Raw genomic sequence first — 22,199 nt, forward strand, 5'->3', positions numbered from 1 at the left:
CAGAATATTTTGGCTGCTTTCAAAACTATTGCTAATTTGCAACCTGAATAGTTACCCAGTAAAAAATCGAGAAGTTTATGCGTATATATAATCTAAATTAAAATTCAACTAAAACGATATAGCTCGAAGTAATGTATAAAACATAAAAAATGTGTCAGAAAAAAAACTTGACAAAAATGGAGCGATATCGTAAATTTGACTTCCTATCAATCAAAATATATTATAGATATATGAAACTCCAAAAAATATTAGTTCTTGCTTTTGTAATATTATTATTTGTGCAAAAGACCAATTATGCAGTAACCCCATTAAAGCAACCGATGCCTGAATTTAATAAGCTCGGTATGGCTATTTCTTTAATGAATATAACTTCTGTAGAAGTAAATAAACTAAGTTCTGAGATCAATTCAATGTCTCAGGAATTTCCTATCTATGTTTCTGAGATAAATTCGGGAATTATTTATTTTATTGATTATACAACTAATGGAATGGCAACATCCAGGGAGTTTTATTTTTCTGCATTCGATAGTACTACACATGCATGGTCAAAACCTATTAATCTTCAAAAGGATTATGCGTCATTCAGTGAATATAATAAGAATATGAATTATAATGAAATTTATATTTCTATTGAGAATGACTTGTATGTTGTGGACTTAAAAGGTGAAAATTTTAAACCTCAAAAGTTAAATATCAATACGAATAGCATTGAATCAAGCCCAAGCATTAGCCCTGACGGAAATACATTATATTTTGTAAGTGACAGAAAAGGTAGTATTGGAGGTAAAGATATATGGGCTTCCGAAAAATTAGAAAACGGGAAATGGAGCATGCCTTATAATCTTGGAGAAGGTGTAAATACAAAAGAAGATGAAGAGTCGCCTTTCATGATGATTGATGGGGCCACTTTATATTTTAGCTCAAAGGGTCATTATAGTTATGGCGGATATGATATTTTTACAGTAACCATGAACGAAGAGGGAGGATGGGGAAATCTTGAACAGTTGGGTGTTCTTATAAATTCAGCATCGGATGATACTTTTTATATTTCAGATGCATATGGTGAAAATGCATTTTATTCTTCCGATAAGATGGAAAAAGGGAATAAGGATATTTTTTATATTAATTATGAAGAACCCTTAATAAAATACTAACTGCAGATAATCTGGTTCAGTTTATAATTTACATTTTCCCAGTTAAAATTATTTATAACGAAATTATAACCCTGTTCAGCAAGCAGGGTTGTTTTTTTTATGTCGGAATGTAAATTTAAAATATGTTGTGCATATTCTTCCGGTGAATTACCTATAAGGATTTCTTTGTTTTCAGTAGCTTGAAGTGCATTGTTTGCCAGAGGGGAAGTAATACACGGCAGTTTCATGGCCATAGCTTCCAGTAATTTGTTTTGTAATCCAGTCCCGATTTGCATAGGAGCGATAAATATTTTTGCCCGGGCATAGCAATCACGCATATCGTTAACCCATCCGCTTACGATTACTTTATCAGATGCCATCGACAATACTTCTGATGAAGGATTTGCACCTGCCAGTAATAGTTTGACATCTGGTATTTTTTCCCAAACCAGGGGCATAATTTTTTTTACAAGGAATTGTGCGCTGTTTATATTAGGCGGATATCCCATATTCCCGGTGAATAGCAGTTCATAATCCTTATTCTGAGAAATAGGTTTAAAAAATTCACTGTCGACACCATTAGGAATTACATGTATCTTATTTCTTTCAGGGTGGGGAATAAGTTCACGGTCGGGAAAGGATATAATTATTTTTTCATCAAACCAGTCGAAAACTTTATTCTCGTAACGAAGTAATCGTTTGTATTCACTTTTAAAAAAAGGCTTGAAATAAAATGGAGTTGTATTTATTCTTCGTTCAACACCTTTTGAAAAAACATCCTGGTAGTCGAAAATTTTTTTTATGTTTTGATTTTTTACGTATTCAGCAACACGCAGAAGCTGGCAATAAATTCTATCAGGTTGGATCTCTTTAATGATATGATTTATTATTTTTAAATTTTCTTTATTAAAGAAATATCCTACCTGGAATGGTTTACCGTTAAAAAAACAGAAAAAAATATTTGATATCCTTTTGTAAAAAGGCAAAGGCAGAATATGAATAGACTTGCAAAATTGTTGTAAAGTTTTTATTGCATCGGGGTTAATGTGTGTATCGTTTAAAGCACAGAGATGAATTTCATTGGTTTTGGAAAGCGAACGAAGTTGATTGAAAGCGCGAAGTTTGTCGCCCTTTTCAAGCGGATAAGGAATTCGTGGAAGAAGAATAAAAATTTTCATTGGGGTGAAATACAAAACAAAAATATGAAATCTATCTTAATGATAGAATTATTCTGTTATAAAAAAGAATAAGTTTTTCAGTAATAGTATCGTTATCATATTCTTTTTTTACCAGTTCAATTGCATTTTCGCATATTTTATCTGTCAGAATGCGGCTTTCGGAAAGTTTTGTCATGCAGGTTATCCATTCTTCAGGAGAATCAGCGATCAGTATATTTTCTCCATTAGAGCAGTTTATTCCTTCTGCTCCTATACTGCTTGTAATTATTGCATTTCCACATGCCATACCTTCTATTATTTTTACTCTCATCCCACTTCCTGACAACAGAGGTACAATCATTACTGTTCTTGATTGCATGAATTCTTTTGCATTTTCAATTTCCCCTTCAACGCGAATGCCTTGATATGCCTGTTCATTCAACCATACAGGCATGTTTCTTCCTGCAAGATAAAATTTATATTGAGGGAAATTTTTATGAAAGGTTTTCCAAATATTTTCAAGAAACCATTTTATGCCTTCCTGGTTTGGTAACCAGTCCATAGAGCCAAGATGAAAAAAACCGGGGAATTCTCTTTTTGTATTATTTGCAGAAATTTTATTACTGTCGATACCAATGGGAATTGATATCACAGGGACTTTACAACCTGCCTTTAGAAATGAATTGGTATCAACAGGTGTGATTGCAGCAATAGCATCAACCTTATTCATTGTGTCTAACTCATAGTTCCTGAGTTTTTTTGCAAGAATGCCAAGGTAAATTCGTTTAACAGGGTTTTTACAACTCTCAGCTAATCGTTGCCAGATAAGGTGTTCGATGTTATGTGCACGTATAATTATTTTAGCATTGGAGTATTTGCGAATGGTATTGATATATGGAGTAACAAATAATCCTTCAAGTTGAATAATGTCGAAAGTATTTTTAGAAAGAATTTCGCTGATTTTATTTTCTGTATTTTTCGAGATAAAACGTTCTATGTTGTATGATTTTTTTGAAAATAAATTCAGGAATGCCTTAAGTACATTAATGTTTGTATTAATATATGTGAAATCAAAATTTGTTAGCTTCTTATATTCATCAGGTATATTATGACTTTGGACTTTATACTTTGGAGTGCTTATAGCAAATACAGTTACTTTATGTCCTGCTTTTATTAAACCCTGTGTAATATTATTCATAGCAATAGGTCCGCCTTCTTTAGGCGGCCAAGGGGATTTACTGCATATCTGAAAAATATTCATTTATGTTGTAGGGTTGCTATTATGTATACTTTTTTTATTAAAGAATTTTTTAAATATGCTGAGGTATGCGTCAACATCAAATAAAGAAGAGTCGCGTGTTGCTTTAATAGTAAGGAAAATTCCTAAAGGAAGAAAAATAATAGCAGGAAGCCACATACCAATATATGAAGGTAATACGCTTTCGCGGACCATTTTCTCAAATGTAAATGAAACCACATGATAAATCACAAAGAAAATAACCGATACCACAACAGGAAGCCCAAGCCCGCCTTTTCTTATAATAGCTCCAAGTGGTGCACCGATAAAGAAAAGTACAAGACATGCAAATGAAAGTGTGAATTTACGATGCCATTCAATATCATGCCGGTTGATGAATTTCTGTCTTCCCTGGAAATCTTCATTATTATAAAATACATGGTCTTTGATATTTTGGGCTTGATTCAATGCATATTTAATGATTTCAATTTGTTCTGATTTGGGAAAATTGGAAATGAAATCGCCACTCATACTTTTTAAAGTATCTTTTACTGTAGAATCTTTATTATAAAATTTTTTGTAATATTTCAGATTCGTAACCATGCTGGTAATATAATTTTTCTTTAAGGTATCTAATCGCTGTGATAGGGAATCATGAGTTACTGCAAGCTGAGAAATATTCATCATCTGGTAATTGTCCTTAAAAAATTCCTCGTTGGTACGGGTTAAGGAAAAAGCAGAAAGGTCAAACCGGCGGACTTCCTCTTTAAATAAGGTTCTTTGCAGTGGGTGATTTTTACGTGAACGGACATTGTCAGAGCGTTCATAATAATTGATACCATTCGTTAAACTAAAAATCAGGTAACGTTTATCGACTGTCATTTCCATTCTCCCTTTTTCGGCAACTGTAAGATTAGCATTTCCCAGATGTGATGTATGGTCGTATATCATGATATTATAAACAGTAACTCCATCAGGATCTTTCTTTCCAACTTTTATTACATAGTTATCAATACCATTATAAAAAATTCCTTCTTTGATATTTAATGCAGGCTTCTGTTCTCGTACATCATAAAGTAAAGAGCCCATTTTTAGATTTGCATAGGGTAGTAAATTATTAGAAAAATAAAAAGCCGAAATACTTATTATTATTGCAGTAACAATTAATGGAGACATAATTTTCTGAAGTGAAATCCCTGATGATTTTAAAGCTACCAGTTCATAATTTTCGCCCAGGTTACCAAATGTCATAATTGATGAAAGCAATATTGCCAGTGGTAATGCAAGAGGTATCATTGTTGTTGATGCCCAGAAAAGCAGTTGTGCGATGAGTGTCCATTCAAGCCCTTTTCCTACAAGGTCATCAATATATTTCCATAACCATTGCATCAGCAGAACAAAGATGGCTATAAATAAAGTGATGAAGAAAGGTCCAAGAAAAGACCTAAACATAAACCCATATAATTTCTTTCCCGGCATTATTGTTTTTTATGTTGCGAATATAATTATTTGTGATGTAATAATTTTTTTATTTCAAAATCAGGCCATCTTTCATTGTAAGTTTTTTATCGGCCATATTAGCAAGCTCTTCATTATGTGTAACGATAATGAATGTCTGCTGAAACTCATCGCGAAGCGAGAAGAAAAGATTATGTAGTTCTTTTGCCGACGATGAGTCAAGGTTACCTGATGGTTCATCGGCAAGAATTACTGCCGGATTATTTATCAATGCGCGTGCAACAGCAACACGTTGTTGTTCGCCACCTGATAACTGTGATGGTTTGTGATGGCTGCGTTCGGAAATATTTAAAAATTCCAGGAGTTTCTGTGCCTTTATTTCAGCAGCTTTTTTCTTTTCACCGGAAATAAATAATGGAATGCATATATTCTCAATAGCAGTGAATTCGGGTAAAAGGTGATGGAATTGAAAAACAAATCCAATATTTTTATTTCTGAATTCTGAAAGTTTTTTATCAGAAAGACTGTTAACGTCGATATCATTTATGAAAACATTTCCTGCATCAGCTTTGTCGAGTGTTCCAATTATTTGCAGTAATGTTGTTTTTCCTGCACCTGATGCGCCAACTATAGAAATGATTTCTCCTTTATTAATTTCAAGGTCGATACCTTTTAATACATTAAGGTCTCCATATGATTTTTTTATATTCTGAACTTTAATCATCTTTTAAAAAGAAAGAAAATATTTAATAAATTTTTATCTGTACAAATATACAGATAAAGCTAATTCATTTTAATTAATGAATACAGCTTTTGTAATAGTTGTGAAAAAAAAGATTTAAGCGCTTTATAAGGGTTGAATTACCAAGGGTTTTGAACCTTCAATTTCATTATTTTTATTTCGTAAAATAAGATAATAAATTCCTTGCTGATACATAGAGATATCAAAATTAAATTTATTTTCCCCGTTTTGAAGTTCTATATTTTGTGTAAAAATATTTTGACCGAGATAATTTATAATTTCAATGGTCGATTCAGTATTTTCTTCAGAATATACAGAGCAGGAAACATTGTCAATAGCTGGATTCGGATATATAATTATTTGTTTGGTTTGCGTGTTAACCATGTCAGGTGTTGATGTAGTTGAACAATATGATGAAGTCCAAATCATACAAATATATTCAGGATGATCAATAAAAGGATTCCTGTTGCCCTGGGGGGTATTGTAATAAATGTTATTATTCCTGTCAATTTCTTTCTGGCTTACCGGATCATTATTACTCCATGAAACCAGCATATCAATAAACCATTGCAATAATAACCAGTTGATTTTTCCGGTATTATTAAAGGCAAAGGAATTTATTCTTATCACATGTATAATAAAAACGAATTGAAAAAAATCAGATAAGTTAATTGTTTTGTAAGAAATACTTTTAAAAAAAAATTATTTCTTTTTCTGAAGATACATATAATCCAGGTAATACAGGAGTTTTATTGAAAAACTGTTCAGCTGGTCAGATGTAATAGTATTTGAAAAATTGTCAATGAAATTTATTTTAGTTTCGTCATCGCTGTTGATTATTGCATTTTTCCATACCATGCTAAGGCTGCTGCCGGGAGCGAACTGCCAGTTGAATACCATATCAACATTAAATGCATTAAAATTTTCATTATATTTTTCGTAATCATTAGTCGTAAGCACCTTTTCGGGAAGTATGCTACCATCGTCCTGTAAAGCAAATAATTGGTTGTATTTTACAGTTATCCAGTAGTGCCTTATTTTAAGAGAAAGAAGAATGTCTTTTGAGAAAGAATAATTTAAATTAAGTGTATTCTCAATTCTGCGATTATCGCGTTGTCCCATGTGAATAATGCTGTCTGCTTCTACAAAACCTATATCATGCCATTCGTTATCATGTGTGAATTCATGAATTATCAGGAAACGGTCGCTAACACGGAAACGTGGTGATAGCATCCACCAGAATGAATCTTTGAAACCACCTTTGGCATTCAGGTATCCAACTTGTCCGTCGCATGCCAGACGTTTACGGTAATCTGTAGAAAACATGGGGGCAATATACCAGTTTGAGGTTCGTTTAAGGTAACGTCCTTCAGCGCGTGGTTCATAATAATCGTACATTTCAAAAGGCTGATAATACGCGTTACACATTACAGTTGTATGATCTTTGAATGTTCCGACCATATCATAGTTTATGCTGAAATCAGTTTGAGTTCTCGGAGCATAACGATATTTCTGTATAATGGTAAGCATGTTGTGAATATTCAAAAGCTTCCAGAAAGGATTATAAATATGATAAGAAATATCAACATCATTAATCATATCATTGTTGTATTCAATATAACCAAGGTCGTTAGGATCATAGGTATCGCTAAGTTGTGAATTGGAAATACCAAATTTAAAATTACCACTAATTTTACCAAAGCCTATAGCATACTTATGACCCGGTTCAGCAGTGGTATTTGAACTATCGAATTTCATTGAGACAGCACCAAGCCCCATGAAAGCCCAACGATTTCTTTTGTCGGCAAGTTTAAATTCGGTTCCGCTTACGTTAGCCATATTGCCATAGCTGTCGTAGTATACATTGGTATTGATAAAGCTTGCATAAGAATTTTTCAGGAATGGTTTATCATATACCACGATATTGTAATTGGTCAATGGCTGTGTAAGGATTTTATTTTCGCTGTTATCGGCATTTGAAATCTTAGCATAGGTATTTGAAGTGATAGCATTGAAAAATCCAAGCCCGGTGCCGTTTTTCGTGCGTCCCGAAATTTTTGTTGCATTGATCATTTGCGTGGAATTGGGATTTTCAATTATCTTTTGTGTGCTGTCAAGATTGTTGAAAATGTTGTAATAATTAATTGGAGTGCTTCCAATTCGCCGGCTGTAAAATAGGTCGGCACGGGTAAAAAGCTCAGTGCCTTCATTAAAGAACTGGCGGTTTTCATCGTATTTTATTTCAAAAGGAGTAAGGTTAAGAACAACTTCGTCCGATTGAACCTGTCCGAAATCGGGAATTAGCGTCATGTCGAGAGTGAAGCTTTCGTTAAGTCCATATTTTAGATCCATGCCGGCATTGTAAGATGTTGTGGTATTCTTTACACCGGGAGTGTTGTGCGGAAAATTATTCAGGTAGAAAGAAACATACGGCATAAACGAAAGCCTGATGGGGACATCAATATTTTTTATCCCGGAAAGTTTTCCCATCTGGTTTGCCATTTCTTCATTGGAGTTATCCACAGGATTCCATGATGAGGTTTCGCGTGTGCTGCGTTGAGTGCGCCAGAAATTTATATCCCAGTCTTTATCGCTGTTGGCAGGAAAACGTAAAGCCGACCAGGGTATTTTAAATTCAACCGACCATCCGTTTTTATTAATGTTAACACCACTTTGCCATACGGCATCCCATTGCTCATTACTTACATCTGCTGTAACGCGAGCATCAACCTGGATTCCTGAAGCAGAAACAGCAAAGATCAAAGCATTTTGCCCGTCACAAAAAGGATTGATATTAAATGAAAAATAATCGGCATTAAGGTTGCCATCATCGCGTTCACCAAATTGAGCAAATATTCCTGCAGGCAATGTATCGTACAAGTATGCTCCTATATAAAGTGCATTATCATCATAGGTAACATGAACTTCTGTTTTGAAATTGGAAGGTTGTCCGTTTATCGGATCATATTGAATAAAATTACTTGCAACGGGTACATCTTTCCATATTACTTCATCAAGTATACCATTTATTTTTGGAGGAGTAGTGATCCTTATTGCTTTTAATTGTCTTGGCTGTGTTTGAGAGAAACAAAAAACATTAAAAAAAATGAATGCAATTATTGAGAAGATGTATTTTATATTTATCCTAATCATATGTTGCGAAAATAAAAAAAATATGTTTAATAAAAAGTTGGTATACTAAAAAATCTATTATTTTTGTTTTTATAACAAATAACCTGTAAAATATTTTATTATGAATTTACATGAATACCAGGGCAAATCGCTTCTTAAAAAATATGGTGTTGCTATTCCCGATGGAATAGTTGCCGATTCTCCTGATGCAGCTGTTGATGCAGCACAGATGGTGCAAAGTAAAACAGGTACAGAAGTATGGGCGGTAAAAGCCCAGATTCATGCAGGTGGCCGTGGAAAAGGCGGTGGTGTGAAAATTGCAAAAACGCTGAACGAAGTAAAATCTCATGCTTCCAATATTTTGGGAATGCTGCTGGTTACGCCACAGACAGGACCGCAGGGGAAAAAAGTTTATCGCGTATTGGTTGAACAGAATATATACTATAAAGGAGAAACCGAACCCCGTGAATTTTATATCGGAATATTGCTGAACAGGAAAATAGGAAGGAATATGATCGTGTATTCTCCGCAGGGAGGTATGAGCATTGAAGAGGTAGCTGAAAAAACTCCTGAACTTATTTTCCGTGAAGAAATCGATCCTCAATTAGGTCTTGCTCCATTCCAGTGCAGAAAGATAGCTTTTAATCTCGGATTGAAAGACCAGGCATATAAAGAGATGACCGCTTTTGTTGATTCTTTATATAAAGCATACATGGGTATCGATGCGTCATTGCTTGAGATCAATCCTGTTATTAAAACCAGCGATAATAAAATTTTTGCAGCCGATGCAAAAGTTGTTATTGATAATAATGCATTATTCCGTCATCCGGAAATTTCTGCCATGCGTGATTTTAATGAAGAAGACCCTATGGAAGTGGAAGCCGGTGGTTATGGACTGAATTATGTAAAACTTGATGGTAATGTAGGTTGTATGGTGAATGGCGCCGGACTTGCTATGGCTACCATGGATATAATAAAATTGTCAGGTGGTGAACCAGCCAATTTCCTTGATGTTGGTGGTTCTGCAAATGCAAAAAGAGTAGAAGAAGCTTTCCGCATTATTTTGAAAGACCCGAATGTTAAAGCAATTCTTGTAAATATATTTGGCGGAATCGTGCGCTGCGACCGCGTTGCTAATGGCGTAGTTGATGCATATAAAAATATTGGTGAGATAAAAGTGCCGATAATAGTGCGTTTGCAGGGAACCAATGCCGAAGAAGCTAAAAAAATTATTGATGCTTCGGGATTAAAAGTATTTTCTGCAATTCAGTTGCAGGATGCCGCTGAGCTTGTTACTAAAGCTTTACACAAAAATTAAAATTTTTTAATTATCCAATTCACTAAAAACAGAATTGTTGCTGATAAATTCAGGAACAATCTGTTTCATTTTTCTGACAATATCAATATTATTTTGTGTATTAAAAAGAAGAGAAAGCTCATCTATATTTTTTTTAATGTTTTCGATATTTGTTTCCTGAACTTTTGCAATCATTATTTGCGGGTGATGCGTGGGTAGTGTATTTTCTTTGTCGTTTAATAATTCTTCATAAAGTTTTTCGCCGGGTCGAAGTCCGGTGTATGTTATCTGAATATCTTTTCCAAGAGTTAATCCTGACAGTTGAATCATTTTTTTTGCAAGGTCAACAATCCTTACGGATTTTCCCATATCGAAAATAAATATTTCGCCGCCTTTTCCTAAAGCGCCTGCTTCCAGTACCAGTCGGCAGGCTTCAGGGATGGTCATAAAGTAACGGGTGATGTTTTCATCGGTAATGGTAACAGGTCCGCCTTTTTCAATTTGTTCTTTGAATAAAGGAATTACCGAACCGCTCGAACCCAGAACGTTTCCAAAGCGTGTAGTAATGAATTTGGTTTTGTTCAGCTTGTTCAGCGATTGTGTATAAATCTCGGCAATACGTTTCGATGCACCCATAACACTTGTTGGGCGTACAGCTTTATCGGTAGAAATCATCACAAACTTTTCAACCTGATATTCTAAAGAAAGATCAGCAATGATACGTGTGCCTTCAACATTAGTAAATACAGCTTCTGATGGATTGTTTTCCATCATAGGCACATGTTTGTATGCAGCGGCATGATACACATGTTGCGGACGAAAATATTCGAACAGGCGTTTCATCCTTTCTTTATTGCATATATCACCCATCACTATTTCAAAAGGAGCATTCCTGAATTTTTCCAGAAGCTCGAGTTCCAAATGAAATAAGGGTGTTTCGGCTTGGTCGAGCAGGATGATTTTTTTTGGTGAAAATTGCAGTATCTGTCTTACCATTTCGCTTCCAATTGAGCCTGCAGCGCCTGTAACAAGAATGACCTTTTCATGCAGTTGTTTTGAAATTTCCTTTTCATCCAGTTGAATAACTTCTCGTCCCAGCAAATCCTCTATGTTTATTTTTTTTATTTGCTTAAAGCTAAGTTCGCCGTTAATCCAGCGTTCAACAGGAGGAACTACCAGGACTTTTGTGCCATGCTGAAGGCAAAGTTCACTGATCTCTTTTTTTCGTGAAGAGTTAATATGCTGAATAGAAATAATGACCTGGGCAATAGTTTTTGATTCAAGTAACGATTCCAATTTGTCGAAACTATATATTGGCGAGCCTTCCAGCGTTTTTCCTGTTTTATTTATATCATCATCAATAAAGGCAGTAACTTTATATTTAGTTCCGGCATCCCTGTCGAGTGTACGTTTTGTAATAACTCCCGATTCACCGGCGCCGAAAATGATCACGTTGGTTTTTGCTTTCGTAGGATTTTGTAATTCCATGTAAGCGATTTTTGTAAGTATACGGAAGGCGATCATCATAAACATGGTGAACATGTATTCAATAATAATAACTGAAGAAGGAAGTATAAATGTTCCGGTTATAAAAAAAAGTGTGGTTAAGTTGATAAGCATAAAAATTGTACTGCCGGCACTTAATACAAGGAAAATCCTTACAGAATCGCGTGTGTTGGTATACCTGATAATGCCGGCATAAGTTCTGGAAATAAGAAAACTGACAAATCGTATGGACACCATTATAGCGAATACCTTAGGAATTTCGCCTGCTTCACGGGCAAGCATTTTAAAATTAAAACGTACCAGGTATGCTATGATTACTGCAAGAGCGCAGATTATCGTATCAATAAGCAGTATGAGCCAACGCGGTGTATTGTTTCTTAAAAAGAAGTTCATTATAAATTTTTAACCTTCAAAGATAAAGTGTTTTTTGGAAACGTAAAACCGAATTTATAAATGGTTGTAAAAAATATTTAAACTTAATCGATGGTTTTTGTTTATAATTTTTAATTTTGTTTCATCGCATTGAATAAATCAAATAAACTTTAAAATAATGAAAAATACAGCTTTTTTAAAAATGCATGAATCGATGGGGGCAAAGATAGTTCCCTTTGCAGGCTTCAATATGCCTGTTCAGTACGAAGGTGTAATAGCAGAACACGAAACCGTTCGCAAGAAACTGGGTGTTTTTGATGTTTCGCATATGGGCGAGTTTTGGGTAAAAGGTCCGAAAGCATTGGATTTTGTTCAGTGGGTTACATCGAATGATGCATCGAAGCTGTATGACGGAAAAGTTCAGTATTCATGTTTTCCTAACGGAAAAGGCGGAATTGTTGACGATCTGCTGGTTTACCAGTTTGGCAAAGAAAATTATTTGCTCGTGGTAAATGCTGCAAACATTGATAAAGACTGGGCTTGGGTTAATAGCCAGAATAAGTTTGGTGTTGAGTTAACCAATGCTTCTGATGAAACATCACAGCTTGCCATACAAGGACCGCTCGCATTAAAAGCCATGCAGAAACTTACAAAGACCACCGTTACCGACATGGAATACTATACATTTAAAGTGCTTGAATTTGCTGGTGTTCCCGATGTTCTTTTCTCAACAACAGGATATACCGGTTCGGGTGGTTGTGAAGTTTATTTTCCGAATAAATATGCCGATAAAATATGGAATGCTGTTTTTGAAGCAGGAAAAGAATTTGGAATAAAACCTATAGGCCTTGCTGCACGCGACACATTACGTCTTGAAATGGGATTCTGCTTGTATGGAAATGATATTGACGATACCACTTCACCAATTGAAGCAGGATTAGGATGGATAACAAAATTCACCGACCAGAAAAATTTTATTGATAAAGATGTTCTTCTGAAACAAAAGAAAGAAGGCGTATCCAGAAAACTGATAGGCTTTGAATTAATTGATAAAGGTATTGCCCGCCACGACTACGAAATAGTTGATAAAGACGGAAACAAAATAGGAAAAGTAACTTCAGGTTCAATGGCACCTTCGTTGCAAATAGCAATAGGCATGGGTTATGTAACCACTCAGTTTGCTGCTGAAGGAACTGAGATTTTTGTAAAAGTGCGCGATAAAGCATTAAAAGCAAAAGTGGTGAAGTTCCCTTTTTATAAAGGATAGTTTACGATTTAGAGTTTTTAGTTTAGAGTTTCCAGTTTCCGGTTATTGGAATAATTTATTTGATCCTTTGATGTAACGCATAAAAGTTCTTGCGCGTTTACAGACGCGTAAGATGAAGCACTATTAATAAATTTAATGTTAATTAAAAATTAACGATACCTGAAAAATGAAACATAAACAACTTATCGTATCGTTAGTATTAGCGTGCTTTTTATCATCATGTGTCGTTTATGTATTGCGTTCGCATAAACCAAAATACATTACTAAAAAAATCAAATTAAATAATAAAAACCAGGATGATTATTTTGTTACATACGAAAACAGAAGTGCAATAATATATTTATACAAACATGATGTTGTAAAATTACTGGAGCATAAATTAAAAAATAAAAAGCTTTGTGAGCAGCGCCAATTAAAGTATAATGAACTTCTGAAAAAAATTATAGCGCTTGATAAAAATGCTTTCGTGATAATTCCTTCCGATAAGCTTCCCGAGATGCATGATTTTAAAATAAAATTCGATACCACTAAAACAGCTTATGCCCCGCTTGATTATTATGCTAAAAGCATAGCTGCCGATATTAATTATAACTGGATTGCTCCTTATGGATACGTACCTCAATATACCGATACACTTAATGCGGTGAAGTTTGGCGACTTTTATTATTGGATAGCTGCACAATTAATCCTTGATGGGAAAGCAAAAGTTTTTAGAAAAGAAAAAAAAGAATTCCAGGATTATGTGCTGTTTGAAACTGTTGACTTCCGCGATGGGCATGGCGGAAAGAGTTTGCTGTATGACGATAAAAATATTTTCTTAAATGTGGCGGTATTCACTGATATGAGGGGACCTGATTTTGAATGCATGGATTCTACTCAAATAAAAAAATATTGGGGAACGTGGAAATAATTTCATTGAAATATATTTAAATAATTGTTCAATAATCGTTCAGTGATTTTAGGCTAAAACTCAAATTTATTGAGTTTTATTAGCCCCGACCTTTAGGTCGGGGCTTATTATAATCCGTATTTTCGGGCTTTACCCAAATGAATATTGATGAGAATAAATTTAAATTCTGATATTGAAACTATTTATTTAAATTTGAACTTTTAACTTTGAACATAATAAACATGTCTGAAAATAAGAATTGCAGAACAATCGAAACCTGTTTCACACCGGTTCTATTTCCACATATTTTAACAAAAGAAAATTTTATTGTTATAATTGTAGATATTCTGCGTGCTACAACGGCCATCTGTACTGCCTTTGGTAATGGTGCTGTTGAAGTGATTCCTGTTGCAAAAATTGAAGAAACAAAAAAATATCGTGGCTTGGGTTATAAGGTTGCCGGCGAACGTGACGGGATTGTGATTAATGGTGCCGATTTCGGAAATTCCCCATTTAACTTTACAAAAGAAAATGTGAATGGCGAAAAGATTGTAATCACAACAACCAATGGAACTCAAACAATAGAAATTGCTAAACATTGCGATGCTGTTGTACTTGGTGCATTTTCAAATATTAATGTACTTGCAAGATGGTTAAGCGAAAAGAATAAAAATATTGTAATTCTTTGTTCCGGTTGGAAAAATAAATTCAATATTGAAGATACAATATTTGCAGGAGCTTTGATTGAACGTTTGCAGTTGCTCTCGGAATATAATGTAAATTGTGATTCATCTATCGCTGCATTAGATTTATGGTTACTTGCAAAAAATCATGTTCTGCAATATGTGGAAAAAGCTTCGCACCGCCACCGCCTTAAAAAATTAGGACTGGATGATGTTCTTGAATATTGTTTCACTGAAGATACAACATCCGTGATTCCGATACTTGAAAATGGGAAACTTGTAAATGCCCTGTAGCGCAGCAATTATAGGTTAAATATGTGATTATGTACCGGCGATTTATTTTTAAAAAAATTATTCCTGCTTTTATAGTTTTTATAATTGTTACAATTATTTTTTCACCTTCATCATTAACATGGGGGTTTTATAGTCATCGTTTGATAAACAAAATGGCTGTATATCCTTTGCCTTCTGAAATGATAGGCTTTTACAAAACTCATATTGAATATATTTCCGAACATGCAGTCGACCCCGATAAGCGAACTTTTGCTGATGAGAATGAAGGAGTGAAACATTATATTGATATGGAGCATTATGGCGAAAATCCTGTTGATTCATTGCCTCATAAATGGAAAGATGCAGTTAAGAAATATTCTGAAGATACTTTGAATAAGTATGGGATTAATCCATGGTGGATAGAAAAAATGTACTATAAGCTGGTTGAAGCTTATAAAGAAAAAAATGCAGATGAAATTTTATGGACCTCCGCCAATCTTGGCCATTATATAGCCGATGGCTGTGTCCCTTTACATCATTCCGGTTATTACGACGGGAAATATTCATATCAGAAAGGAGTTCATGCATTATGGGAATCCCGTATTCCTGAACTGTTTGCTGATGATTATAATTTTTTTGTTGGGAAAGCGGAGTACATTGAAAATATTAATGATAAAATATGGGAGTTCACCAAAGCAAGCTATGGCGAAGTGGATACGGTATTTTCTGTAATTAAAAAATTAGATAAAGAATTTCCCGGTGATAAAAAATATTCTTATGAAAACAGGGGAGGCGCTACAGTTAAAGTTGTTTCAAAAGAATATTCAAAACAATTTAGTGATCTGATGAATAACATGGTTGAGCGAAGAATACGTACTTCGGTAATGCTGGTATGCAGCTTCTGGTACACGGCATGGGTAAATGCCGGTCAGCCCGACCTTAGCGTTATTGAAAATAAGGAGGTTTCCGATTCATTAAAAACTTTGAATAAAGAAATCGATAAAATGTGGAAAACAGGAAAGGTAAAAGGACGTGCGAACCCTGAGTAAACAGGATGCGGATGACACTGATTTTACAGATATACATAGATTTAAAATAATATGATAAAAGCAATTATTTTTGATTGGGGAAATACGGTAATGCGTGACTTTCCTGAAAAATCTGGACCAATGGCGTATTGGGATCATGTGGAATATATTCCTGATGTTGAAGCGTGCCTGAAAACATTATCGGAAAAATATGTCATGTGCATTGCATCGAATGCCGGATTCTCTGATGCAAAACTGATGACAGAGGCTTTGAAAAGAGTAGGAGCTGAAAAATATTTTCATCATTTTTTTACATCAAAAGACCTGGGTGCTGAAAAACCAGATAAACGTTTCTTCGATTCGATTACAAAAAAAATAAATATTTCTTCCGAACATTGCATAATGATTGGCGACAGCTATCAGAAAGATATTTGCGGAGCAAAGGCTGTTGGAATGAAAACAATTTTATTTAATGAAAAAAATATCAATGCCGATTTTCCTGATGCTGATAAAGTGATAGTGTCAATGAGAGAGTTGATAAATGCTATAGAAGGAATATAATAGTTTATATCTAATCGTAAATCATAAATCGTAATTCGTAAATCAAAAATGTCTTCCCGCATCATAACACGTATTGTTCTTTTGGTTTCGCTTGTAAGTTTATTCACTGATATTGCAAGTGAGATGCTTTACCCGATAATGCCGGTATACCTTAGTTCTATTGGGTTCTCTGCATTGCTGATCGGTATACTTGAAGGCATTGCTGAAGCAACAGCAGGCATAAGCAAAGGATATTTTGGAAACTTATCAGATAGTAAAGGTTTGCGAATGCCCTTTGTTCGCTGGGGATATTCGCTGAGTGCAATCTCAAAACCATTACTTGCAATATTTTCTTTTCCTATTTGGGTTTTCTTTGCACGCACGCTCGACAGGCTGGGCAAGGGAATACGCACAAGTGCACGCGATGCTTTATTGAGTGATGAAGCCACTAAAGAAACGAAGGGAAAAGTTTTTGGATTTCACAGAACACTTGATACTGTTGGTGCAGCCATTGGTCCAGTTGTGGCGTTGGTGTTTCTCTATTTTTATCCCGAACAATATAAATGGCTTTTTATATTTGCATTTTTGCCGGGATTACTTGCAATACTTATAACATTTTTAGTAAAAGAAAAAAGAAAAAATGATGTTGAAAAGAAAAATAATGTTGGATTTTTAACGTATCTGAAATACTGGAATCATTCGTCGTTATTGTATAAAAAGCTTGTCGCAGGATTATTGCTTTTTACATTTTTCAACAGTTCCGATGCATTTCTGTTATTGAATCTAAAAAGAAATGGAATGAGCGATTCGTTAATGATAGGCTTTTATATTTTCTACAACTTTTTGTATGCTTTGTTTTCCTATCCCTTGGGAACATTGGCTGATAAGATAGGTATGAAAAAAGTAATTGTTATAGGATTGACAGTTTTTGCAATCGTATATTTCTTTATGGCTTTTGCAGATACGTTTTTAGTCTTTGGAATTTTATTTTTATTGTATGCTGTATATGCTGCATCAACCGAAAGCATTGCCAAAGCATGGATTAGTAATATTTCAGATAAAAGTAAAACGGCTACTGCCATTGGTTTTTATAATAGCTTCTCGAGCATCTTCACTTTATTGGCAAGCAGCTTTGCCGGATTTATATGGATAAAATTCGGAGCAGCTACATCATTCATGATTTCAGGAATTGGCGTAGCTTTGGTAGTGATCTACTTTTTGATTTTTGTAAAAGAAAAATCAAACAAATTCTGAATTCAGAACTCAGAATTCTGAATTTATCAGCTATTTCCAATTTTAAAACCCATCGAAGTTTTTTCCTGTTTTTGTGCTACGATTTCATATTCTTTTACATCATCAATTATAATGGCGGAAATCATTTCAGGTGTTCTTTGTTCTGAGGGCATTGCAGCCATACGAAGGTTCTGGTGTTTTATCACTTCACCTGAAATATTTCTTATCGTTCGTGCATTTCCGAAATATTTATCTTTCGAGTCGTAAAGAATAGTGAAATATTTTCTCAGGTGTTCTTCAGCTTCTGTATTTAGTTTCAGATTTTCTTTTACAATCAAAGTTTTAAAAATATCAAGAAGTTCTTCTGGTGAATAATCATTAAACTGAAAAGTCCTGTCAAACCTTGATTTCAGCCCGGGATTCGATTCAAGGAATTTTTTCATATTGTCAGGATAGCCTGCAACAATAATAGCAAGTTGTCCGCGCAGGTCTTCCATATTTTTTAAGATCACTTCGATAGCTTCCTTCCCGAAATCGTTATCTGAGCCGTCTGATAAGGCATATGCTTCATCAATAAACAGAACGCCATCTTTTGCCTCATCAATCTTTGCTTTGGTTTTTAAAGCAGTCTGTCCGATATAACCTGCAACAAGCCCGTCGCGTCCACATTCCACAACGTGTCCACGTTCAAGTAAGCCAAGAGCCTTATATATTTTACCAATGATACGGGCCATAGTTGTTTTGCCGGTGCCCGGATTACCTGTAAATACAGTATGCAGCGAGAATTTGTTCAGAACATCTTTGCCTATTTCATGATAATAGAGAACAAGTTTTATCAACTCATAAATCTCTTCTTTTATATTCTTTATGCCTACAAGCTCATTCAATTCAAGAAGCGATTCCTTCAGCAGATTCTCATTTACCTTAAGTTTTACTTTTGCTTTTTGTTTGGCAAGGAATATTTTTTCAACATCCGTTTTTTCTATCGTGGAAAGAGTTTCGTTTGGAAGTTCCTTGATATTCGGGTGATTCATCAAACGCAAGCCTAAATTCATTTTTGCTTCATCAATAATAGAATAGGAGTAGCGGGCATTTCCAAAAGTCTTATCACGATTGCGATACGCCTCAATGAGCATTTCATTAATATAATTTCGCGCATCATCGGTGAGTGTTGTATTGCGCTTCTTGCAGGCAAAATCGGCAATCTGCAAAAGTTCTTCCGGTAAATAATCTTCAAAATGAAAATAGTAACTGAAGCGAGAATGAAGCCCGGGATTTGATTCAAGGAATTTTTCCATTTCTTCAGGATAGCCTGCAACCATTATTGCTATATCACCCGGCCCATCCGACATTTCTTTAATGAGAACTTCAATGACTTCTTTTCCGTAATCTTTGGAATCATTATCGGAACGGTATAACATGTATGCTTCGTCAATAAAAAGAATTCCACCACGAGCTTCATTAATTTTTGCTTTTACTTTTGGCGCTGTTTGTCCGATGAATTCTCCAACAAGGTCGGCACGGTCAACTTCAAGAACATGACCTTTTGAAAGCAAGCCCATTTTGCAATAAATCTTTCCGAGAAGGTTTACAACCGTTGTTTTTCCTGTTCCCGGATTGCCGGTAAATACGCTATGCAGCGATATTTTTTCATTGTCGGATAAACCTTTCTCTTTGCGAAGCTTAATAAAATCAAGGTATTTGACGTGGTCGTGAATTTTATTTTTTATTTCAGATAGCCCGATAAGTTCATCAAGTTGCTTCATTACAGCTTCGAGTGTAAGCTCATCCTGAACAGGTTTATTAACTTGTTGCCTTGAAGTTGAAGATGCTGTATTGTCACTTGTTGTGTTAACATCTTTGATTCCTTCAACCTCTTCATCGCCCACTTCAAAAGTGATTGAAGCTACAAGTGTATCCATGAAAACGATTTCAAGGCGGTAAGCATTATCTTTCCATGAGCCTGCTTTGTCGCTTCCCCAACCTACGGTAGTTGTAAACACATTGCCCTGGTTGTTTTTTTCAAAATATTTAAGTGAATCACACCTGCCTTTTAGCTGGCCTGCATCATCAAGAAAGTTAAAGAAAAATTCACAAAACCAATCCTTGCTGGTTTTTATCTTGTATGACATTTCGAGCCATACATAAGGCGTTTCGCTTCTTTTGAATTTAGTGAGGTATTTACGTTTACCCTGATCGATGTTATCACTGTAAGCAGGATATAACTTTAATGATTCAATTGTGAAATACGGATTATTTTCTGATGTTACCAAACCTACATCTTCAACATAGAATTTTTGAGTACCTACAGGTTCATCGTCAATATATGCTTCCCATTCGTAATTGCCTTTTCCCCAGTATGCGCCTATGCTTTCCATTCCCCAGCCCTGACGGTAATATACAATGTTATCTTCGGGTTTTATGGTGCGAACTTCTTCAAGTTTACATAATTCATTTCTTTCTTTTCCATTTAATGAGAAAGCTTTTAAACAAAGTTTGGCTTCCCATGATTCTTCATCAAAAAATTTATTGTAAAAAGAAAGTTCAGCGCTTATGTATGTAGCTTCCTGTTTGTCGTACACACGACGATATTTCTTAGTGCTATCGATCATCCATTCATCAGCGCCATATATTTTTATTTCTTTGAATTTAAATTTTTGGTTGCTGGTTGGTTTTTTGTCTGCCATAAATTCTTTTTTGTGAAGAATTGATATGAAAGTGAAAATTACGAAAATCTTTTAACTTAATATTTGATTTTATCTACTTTATTTTTCCATTCAATAAACGGTGCAAGCGTTTCAGGATGCTCAATGTGTTCTGTGATGATTTTTCTTTTTTGATATGGAATATTTATTTCTTCATAAATAAATGAATCGTCAAAACCAATATTGGCGGCATCTTTCTTTGTTCCTGCAAAATATAGTGTTACCGGACGTGCCCAGTAAATTGCGCCAAGGCACATGGGGCAAGGCTCGCAGCTTGCATAAATTTCGCAATCATCAAGCTGGAATGAATTTAATTTTTTACAGGCTTCGCGAATGGCAATTACTTCAGCATGAGCCGTAGGGTCGTTTGATGACGTAACACTGTTGACTCCTGTACTGATAACTTCTCCGTTTTTCACGACCACTGCACCGAAAGGTCCGCCATTACCTGATTTCACGTTATCGACTGCAAGACGGATGGCCTGTGCCATGAATTTTGATTCGTATGACATATTAATTTTTTATAGAACGATTTTAAATTTTATCACTCCGTATTATTTTTATTAGTTTTGATATTTGAAGTCTTTTTCTTGCATCATAATCAAAGTAATCTCCCATAAACTTTGGAATACTTTCTTCTCTTTCACCTAACCTAAGAATTGGTATATACTTATCATTTGAAACTCTTTTAAATAAATCCTCTTTCAAAACAGAAAATTCATACCCAACACCACCTTTATTATTTTCGGCTTTTTGTTTGTATGTAGATGTAAAAACAACTAATACTTTATCTGCTTTTATAATAGAGCTTTTCATAGTTTCAAACATAGGCATACCAGCATGAAAATCATTTTGGTCTAAAATTACTTTGAATTTACCTTTTTGAACAAGTTTGTCAGCAATAGATTTTACCCACCTTTTATGTTGTTTATTATCATCATCCCAAGAATAAGAAATAAAAACAGTAAGCGGTTCATCTTTTATTTGCTTTCCTGTTAAAATATAATAAACTAATTTTGTATCTCTCGTTAATTTGCCAGCCAATTGTTTTTTTAATTCTTCAAAACTTAAACTTTGAAAAAAGGGAATATTAAGGCTTGTTTTATCAATTTGAATATTATCTAACAACTTACTCTCAAAACCAAAACCACTGTTGCCAATTTTTTTAAGTTCTCTTTTAATACACTCCTTTCCTTTTTCTGTCAAAAATATTTTTAGATTGACTAAACTTAACGGAAGCAAATACCCGCTTTGTTCACCTGGTGTAAGATAAAAATTATCACACTTAATGATTCCCTTTTGCTCCAAATCTTTTATAACTATTATAAATATTTGAATAGAGCGATTTATCCGGTCTAAAATTATTTCAATATCCTCTTTATTCTTTATGTCTCCATACTTATCTAAGTAATTTAATATTTCATCTCTTGGTATCATTTCCCCTCCACAATTTTAATTAACTATAGTCCCGTTAGGGACTTAATATTTATAAAAAACCTACAACACACTATTACAAGTCCCGTAGGGACGGTATATTATTTATTTTC

At 34.5% G+C, this 22,199-nt stretch carries 18 protein-coding genes; 8 read left to right on the forward strand and 10 right to left on the reverse strand.

Annotated features, from left to right (window positions below):
- Positions 1–230 precede the first annotated feature (230 nt).
- Positions 231–1,154 (forward strand): hypothetical protein, encoded by a 924-nt coding sequence (locus PKK00_09675; GenBank protein ID HNW98662.1) that lies wholly within the window; start codon positions 231–233, stop codon positions 1,152–1,154.
- Here the strand turns inward: PKK00_09675 and PKK00_09680 are convergent.
- The 6 genes from PKK00_09680 to PKK00_09705 all read right to left on the reverse strand — a co-directional run bounded on the left by PKK00_09680 (position 1,151) and on the right by PKK00_09705 (position 8,880).
- Positions 1,151–2,311: a glycosyltransferase gene (locus PKK00_09680; protein ID HNW98663.1), complete on the reverse strand. Its 1,161-nt coding sequence runs from the start codon at positions 2,309–2,311 to the stop codon at positions 1,151–1,153. The two genes, PKK00_09675 and PKK00_09680, sit on opposite strands and share 4 nt — an antisense overlap.
- A 31-nt stretch (positions 2,312–2,342) precedes the next feature.
- On the reverse strand, positions 2,343–3,551 hold the full coding sequence (locus PKK00_09685) for a glycosyltransferase family 4 protein (GenBank protein ID HNW98664.1): 1,209 nt from the start codon (positions 3,549–3,551) through the stop codon (positions 2,343–2,345).
- The gene (locus tag PKK00_09690) at positions 3,552–4,979 is read right to left on the reverse strand and encodes an LptF/LptG family permease (GenBank protein ID HNW98665.1); all 1,428 of its coding nucleotides are present in this window, start codon (positions 4,977–4,979) and stop codon (positions 3,552–3,554) included.
- A 76-nt stretch (positions 4,980–5,055) separates the two neighbouring features.
- Positions 5,056–5,709 (reverse strand): ABC transporter ATP-binding protein, encoded by a 654-nt coding sequence (locus tag PKK00_09695; GenBank protein ID HNW98666.1) that lies wholly within the window; start codon positions 5,707–5,709, stop codon positions 5,056–5,058.
- A gap of 123 nt (positions 5,710–5,832) precedes the next feature.
- Positions 5,833–6,357 carry an endonuclease gene (locus tag PKK00_09700; protein HNW98667.1) on the reverse strand — a complete coding sequence of 175 codons (525 nt, stop codon included), beginning with the start codon at positions 6,355–6,357 and terminating at the stop codon, positions 5,833–5,835.
- 72 nt (positions 6,358–6,429) lie between these two features.
- Positions 6,430–8,880: a DUF5916 domain-containing protein gene (locus PKK00_09705; protein HNW98668.1), complete on the reverse strand. Its 2,451-nt coding sequence runs from the start codon at positions 8,878–8,880 to the stop codon at positions 6,430–6,432.
- 100 nt (positions 8,881–8,980) lie between these two features.
- Between PKK00_09705 and sucC the strand changes: the two genes are divergently transcribed.
- On the forward strand, positions 8,981–10,177 hold the full coding sequence (sucC, locus tag PKK00_09710) for an ADP-forming succinate--CoA ligase subunit beta (GenBank protein ID HNW98669.1): 1,197 nt from the start codon (positions 8,981–8,983) through the stop codon (positions 10,175–10,177).
- A 6-nt stretch (positions 10,178–10,183) separates the two neighbouring features.
- Here the strand turns inward: sucC and PKK00_09715 are convergent, their stop codons facing one another.
- A complete protein-coding gene (locus tag PKK00_09715) occupies positions 10,184–12,055 on the reverse strand; it encodes a nucleoside-diphosphate sugar epimerase/dehydratase (GenBank protein HNW98670.1) in 1,872 nt (623 codons plus the stop codon).
- Positions 12,056–12,212: 157 nt separating this feature from the next.
- Here PKK00_09715 and gcvT point away from each other — a divergent pair, with 157 nt between their 5' ends.
- From gcvT to PKK00_09745, 6 genes are all read left to right on the forward strand, one after another.
- Positions 12,213–13,301, forward strand: coding sequence for a glycine cleavage system aminomethyltransferase GcvT (gene gcvT, locus PKK00_09720; GenBank protein ID HNW98671.1), 1,089 nt, complete (start codon positions 12,213–12,215; stop codon positions 13,299–13,301).
- A 166-nt stretch (positions 13,302–13,467) separates the two neighbouring features.
- Positions 13,468–14,211, forward strand: a complete 744-nt coding sequence (locus PKK00_09725; protein ID HNW98672.1) for a hypothetical protein — start codon at positions 13,468–13,470, stop codon at positions 14,209–14,211.
- Between the two features lie 221 nt (positions 14,212–14,432).
- Complete coding sequence (locus PKK00_09730) at positions 14,433–15,167, forward strand: 2-phosphosulfolactate phosphatase (GenBank protein HNW98673.1); 735 nt, start codon at positions 14,433–14,435, stop codon at positions 15,165–15,167.
- 29 nt (positions 15,168–15,196) lie between these two features.
- Positions 15,197–16,195: a zinc dependent phospholipase C family protein gene (locus PKK00_09735; GenBank protein ID HNW98674.1), complete on the forward strand. Its 999-nt coding sequence runs from the start codon at positions 15,197–15,199 to the stop codon at positions 16,193–16,195.
- Positions 16,196–16,246: 51 nt separating this feature from the next.
- Entirely contained in the window at positions 16,247–16,735 is a 489-nt protein-coding gene (locus tag PKK00_09740; GenBank protein ID HNW98675.1) for an HAD family hydrolase, read from the forward strand.
- A gap of 48 nt (positions 16,736–16,783) precedes the next feature.
- A complete protein-coding gene (locus tag PKK00_09745; GenBank protein HNW98676.1) occupies positions 16,784–17,968 on the forward strand; it encodes an MFS transporter in 1,185 nt (394 codons plus the stop codon).
- Between the two features lie 26 nt (positions 17,969–17,994).
- Here the strand turns inward: PKK00_09745 and PKK00_09750 are convergent, their stop codons facing one another.
- The 3 genes from PKK00_09750 to PKK00_09760 are packed head-to-tail and all read right to left on the reverse strand — an operon-like array spanning position 17,995 to position 22,089.
- A complete protein-coding gene (locus PKK00_09750) occupies positions 17,995–20,634 on the reverse strand; it encodes an AAA family ATPase (protein ID HNW98677.1) in 2,640 nt (879 codons plus the stop codon).
- 56 nt (positions 20,635–20,690) lie between these two features.
- Positions 20,691–21,164 carry a nucleoside deaminase gene (locus PKK00_09755; GenBank protein ID HNW98678.1) on the reverse strand — a complete coding sequence of 158 codons (474 nt, stop codon included), beginning with the start codon at positions 21,162–21,164 and terminating at the stop codon, positions 20,691–20,693.
- A gap of 22 nt (positions 21,165–21,186) precedes the next feature.
- Positions 21,187–22,089: a toll/interleukin-1 receptor domain-containing protein gene (locus tag PKK00_09760; protein HNW98679.1), complete on the reverse strand. Its 903-nt coding sequence runs from the start codon at positions 22,087–22,089 to the stop codon at positions 21,187–21,189.
- Positions 22,090–22,199 lie beyond the last annotated feature (110 nt).

Source organism: Bacteroidales bacterium (assembly GCA_035353855.1).
GTDB lineage: Bacteria > Bacteroidota > Bacteroidia > Bacteroidales > CG2-30-32-10 > DAOQAK01.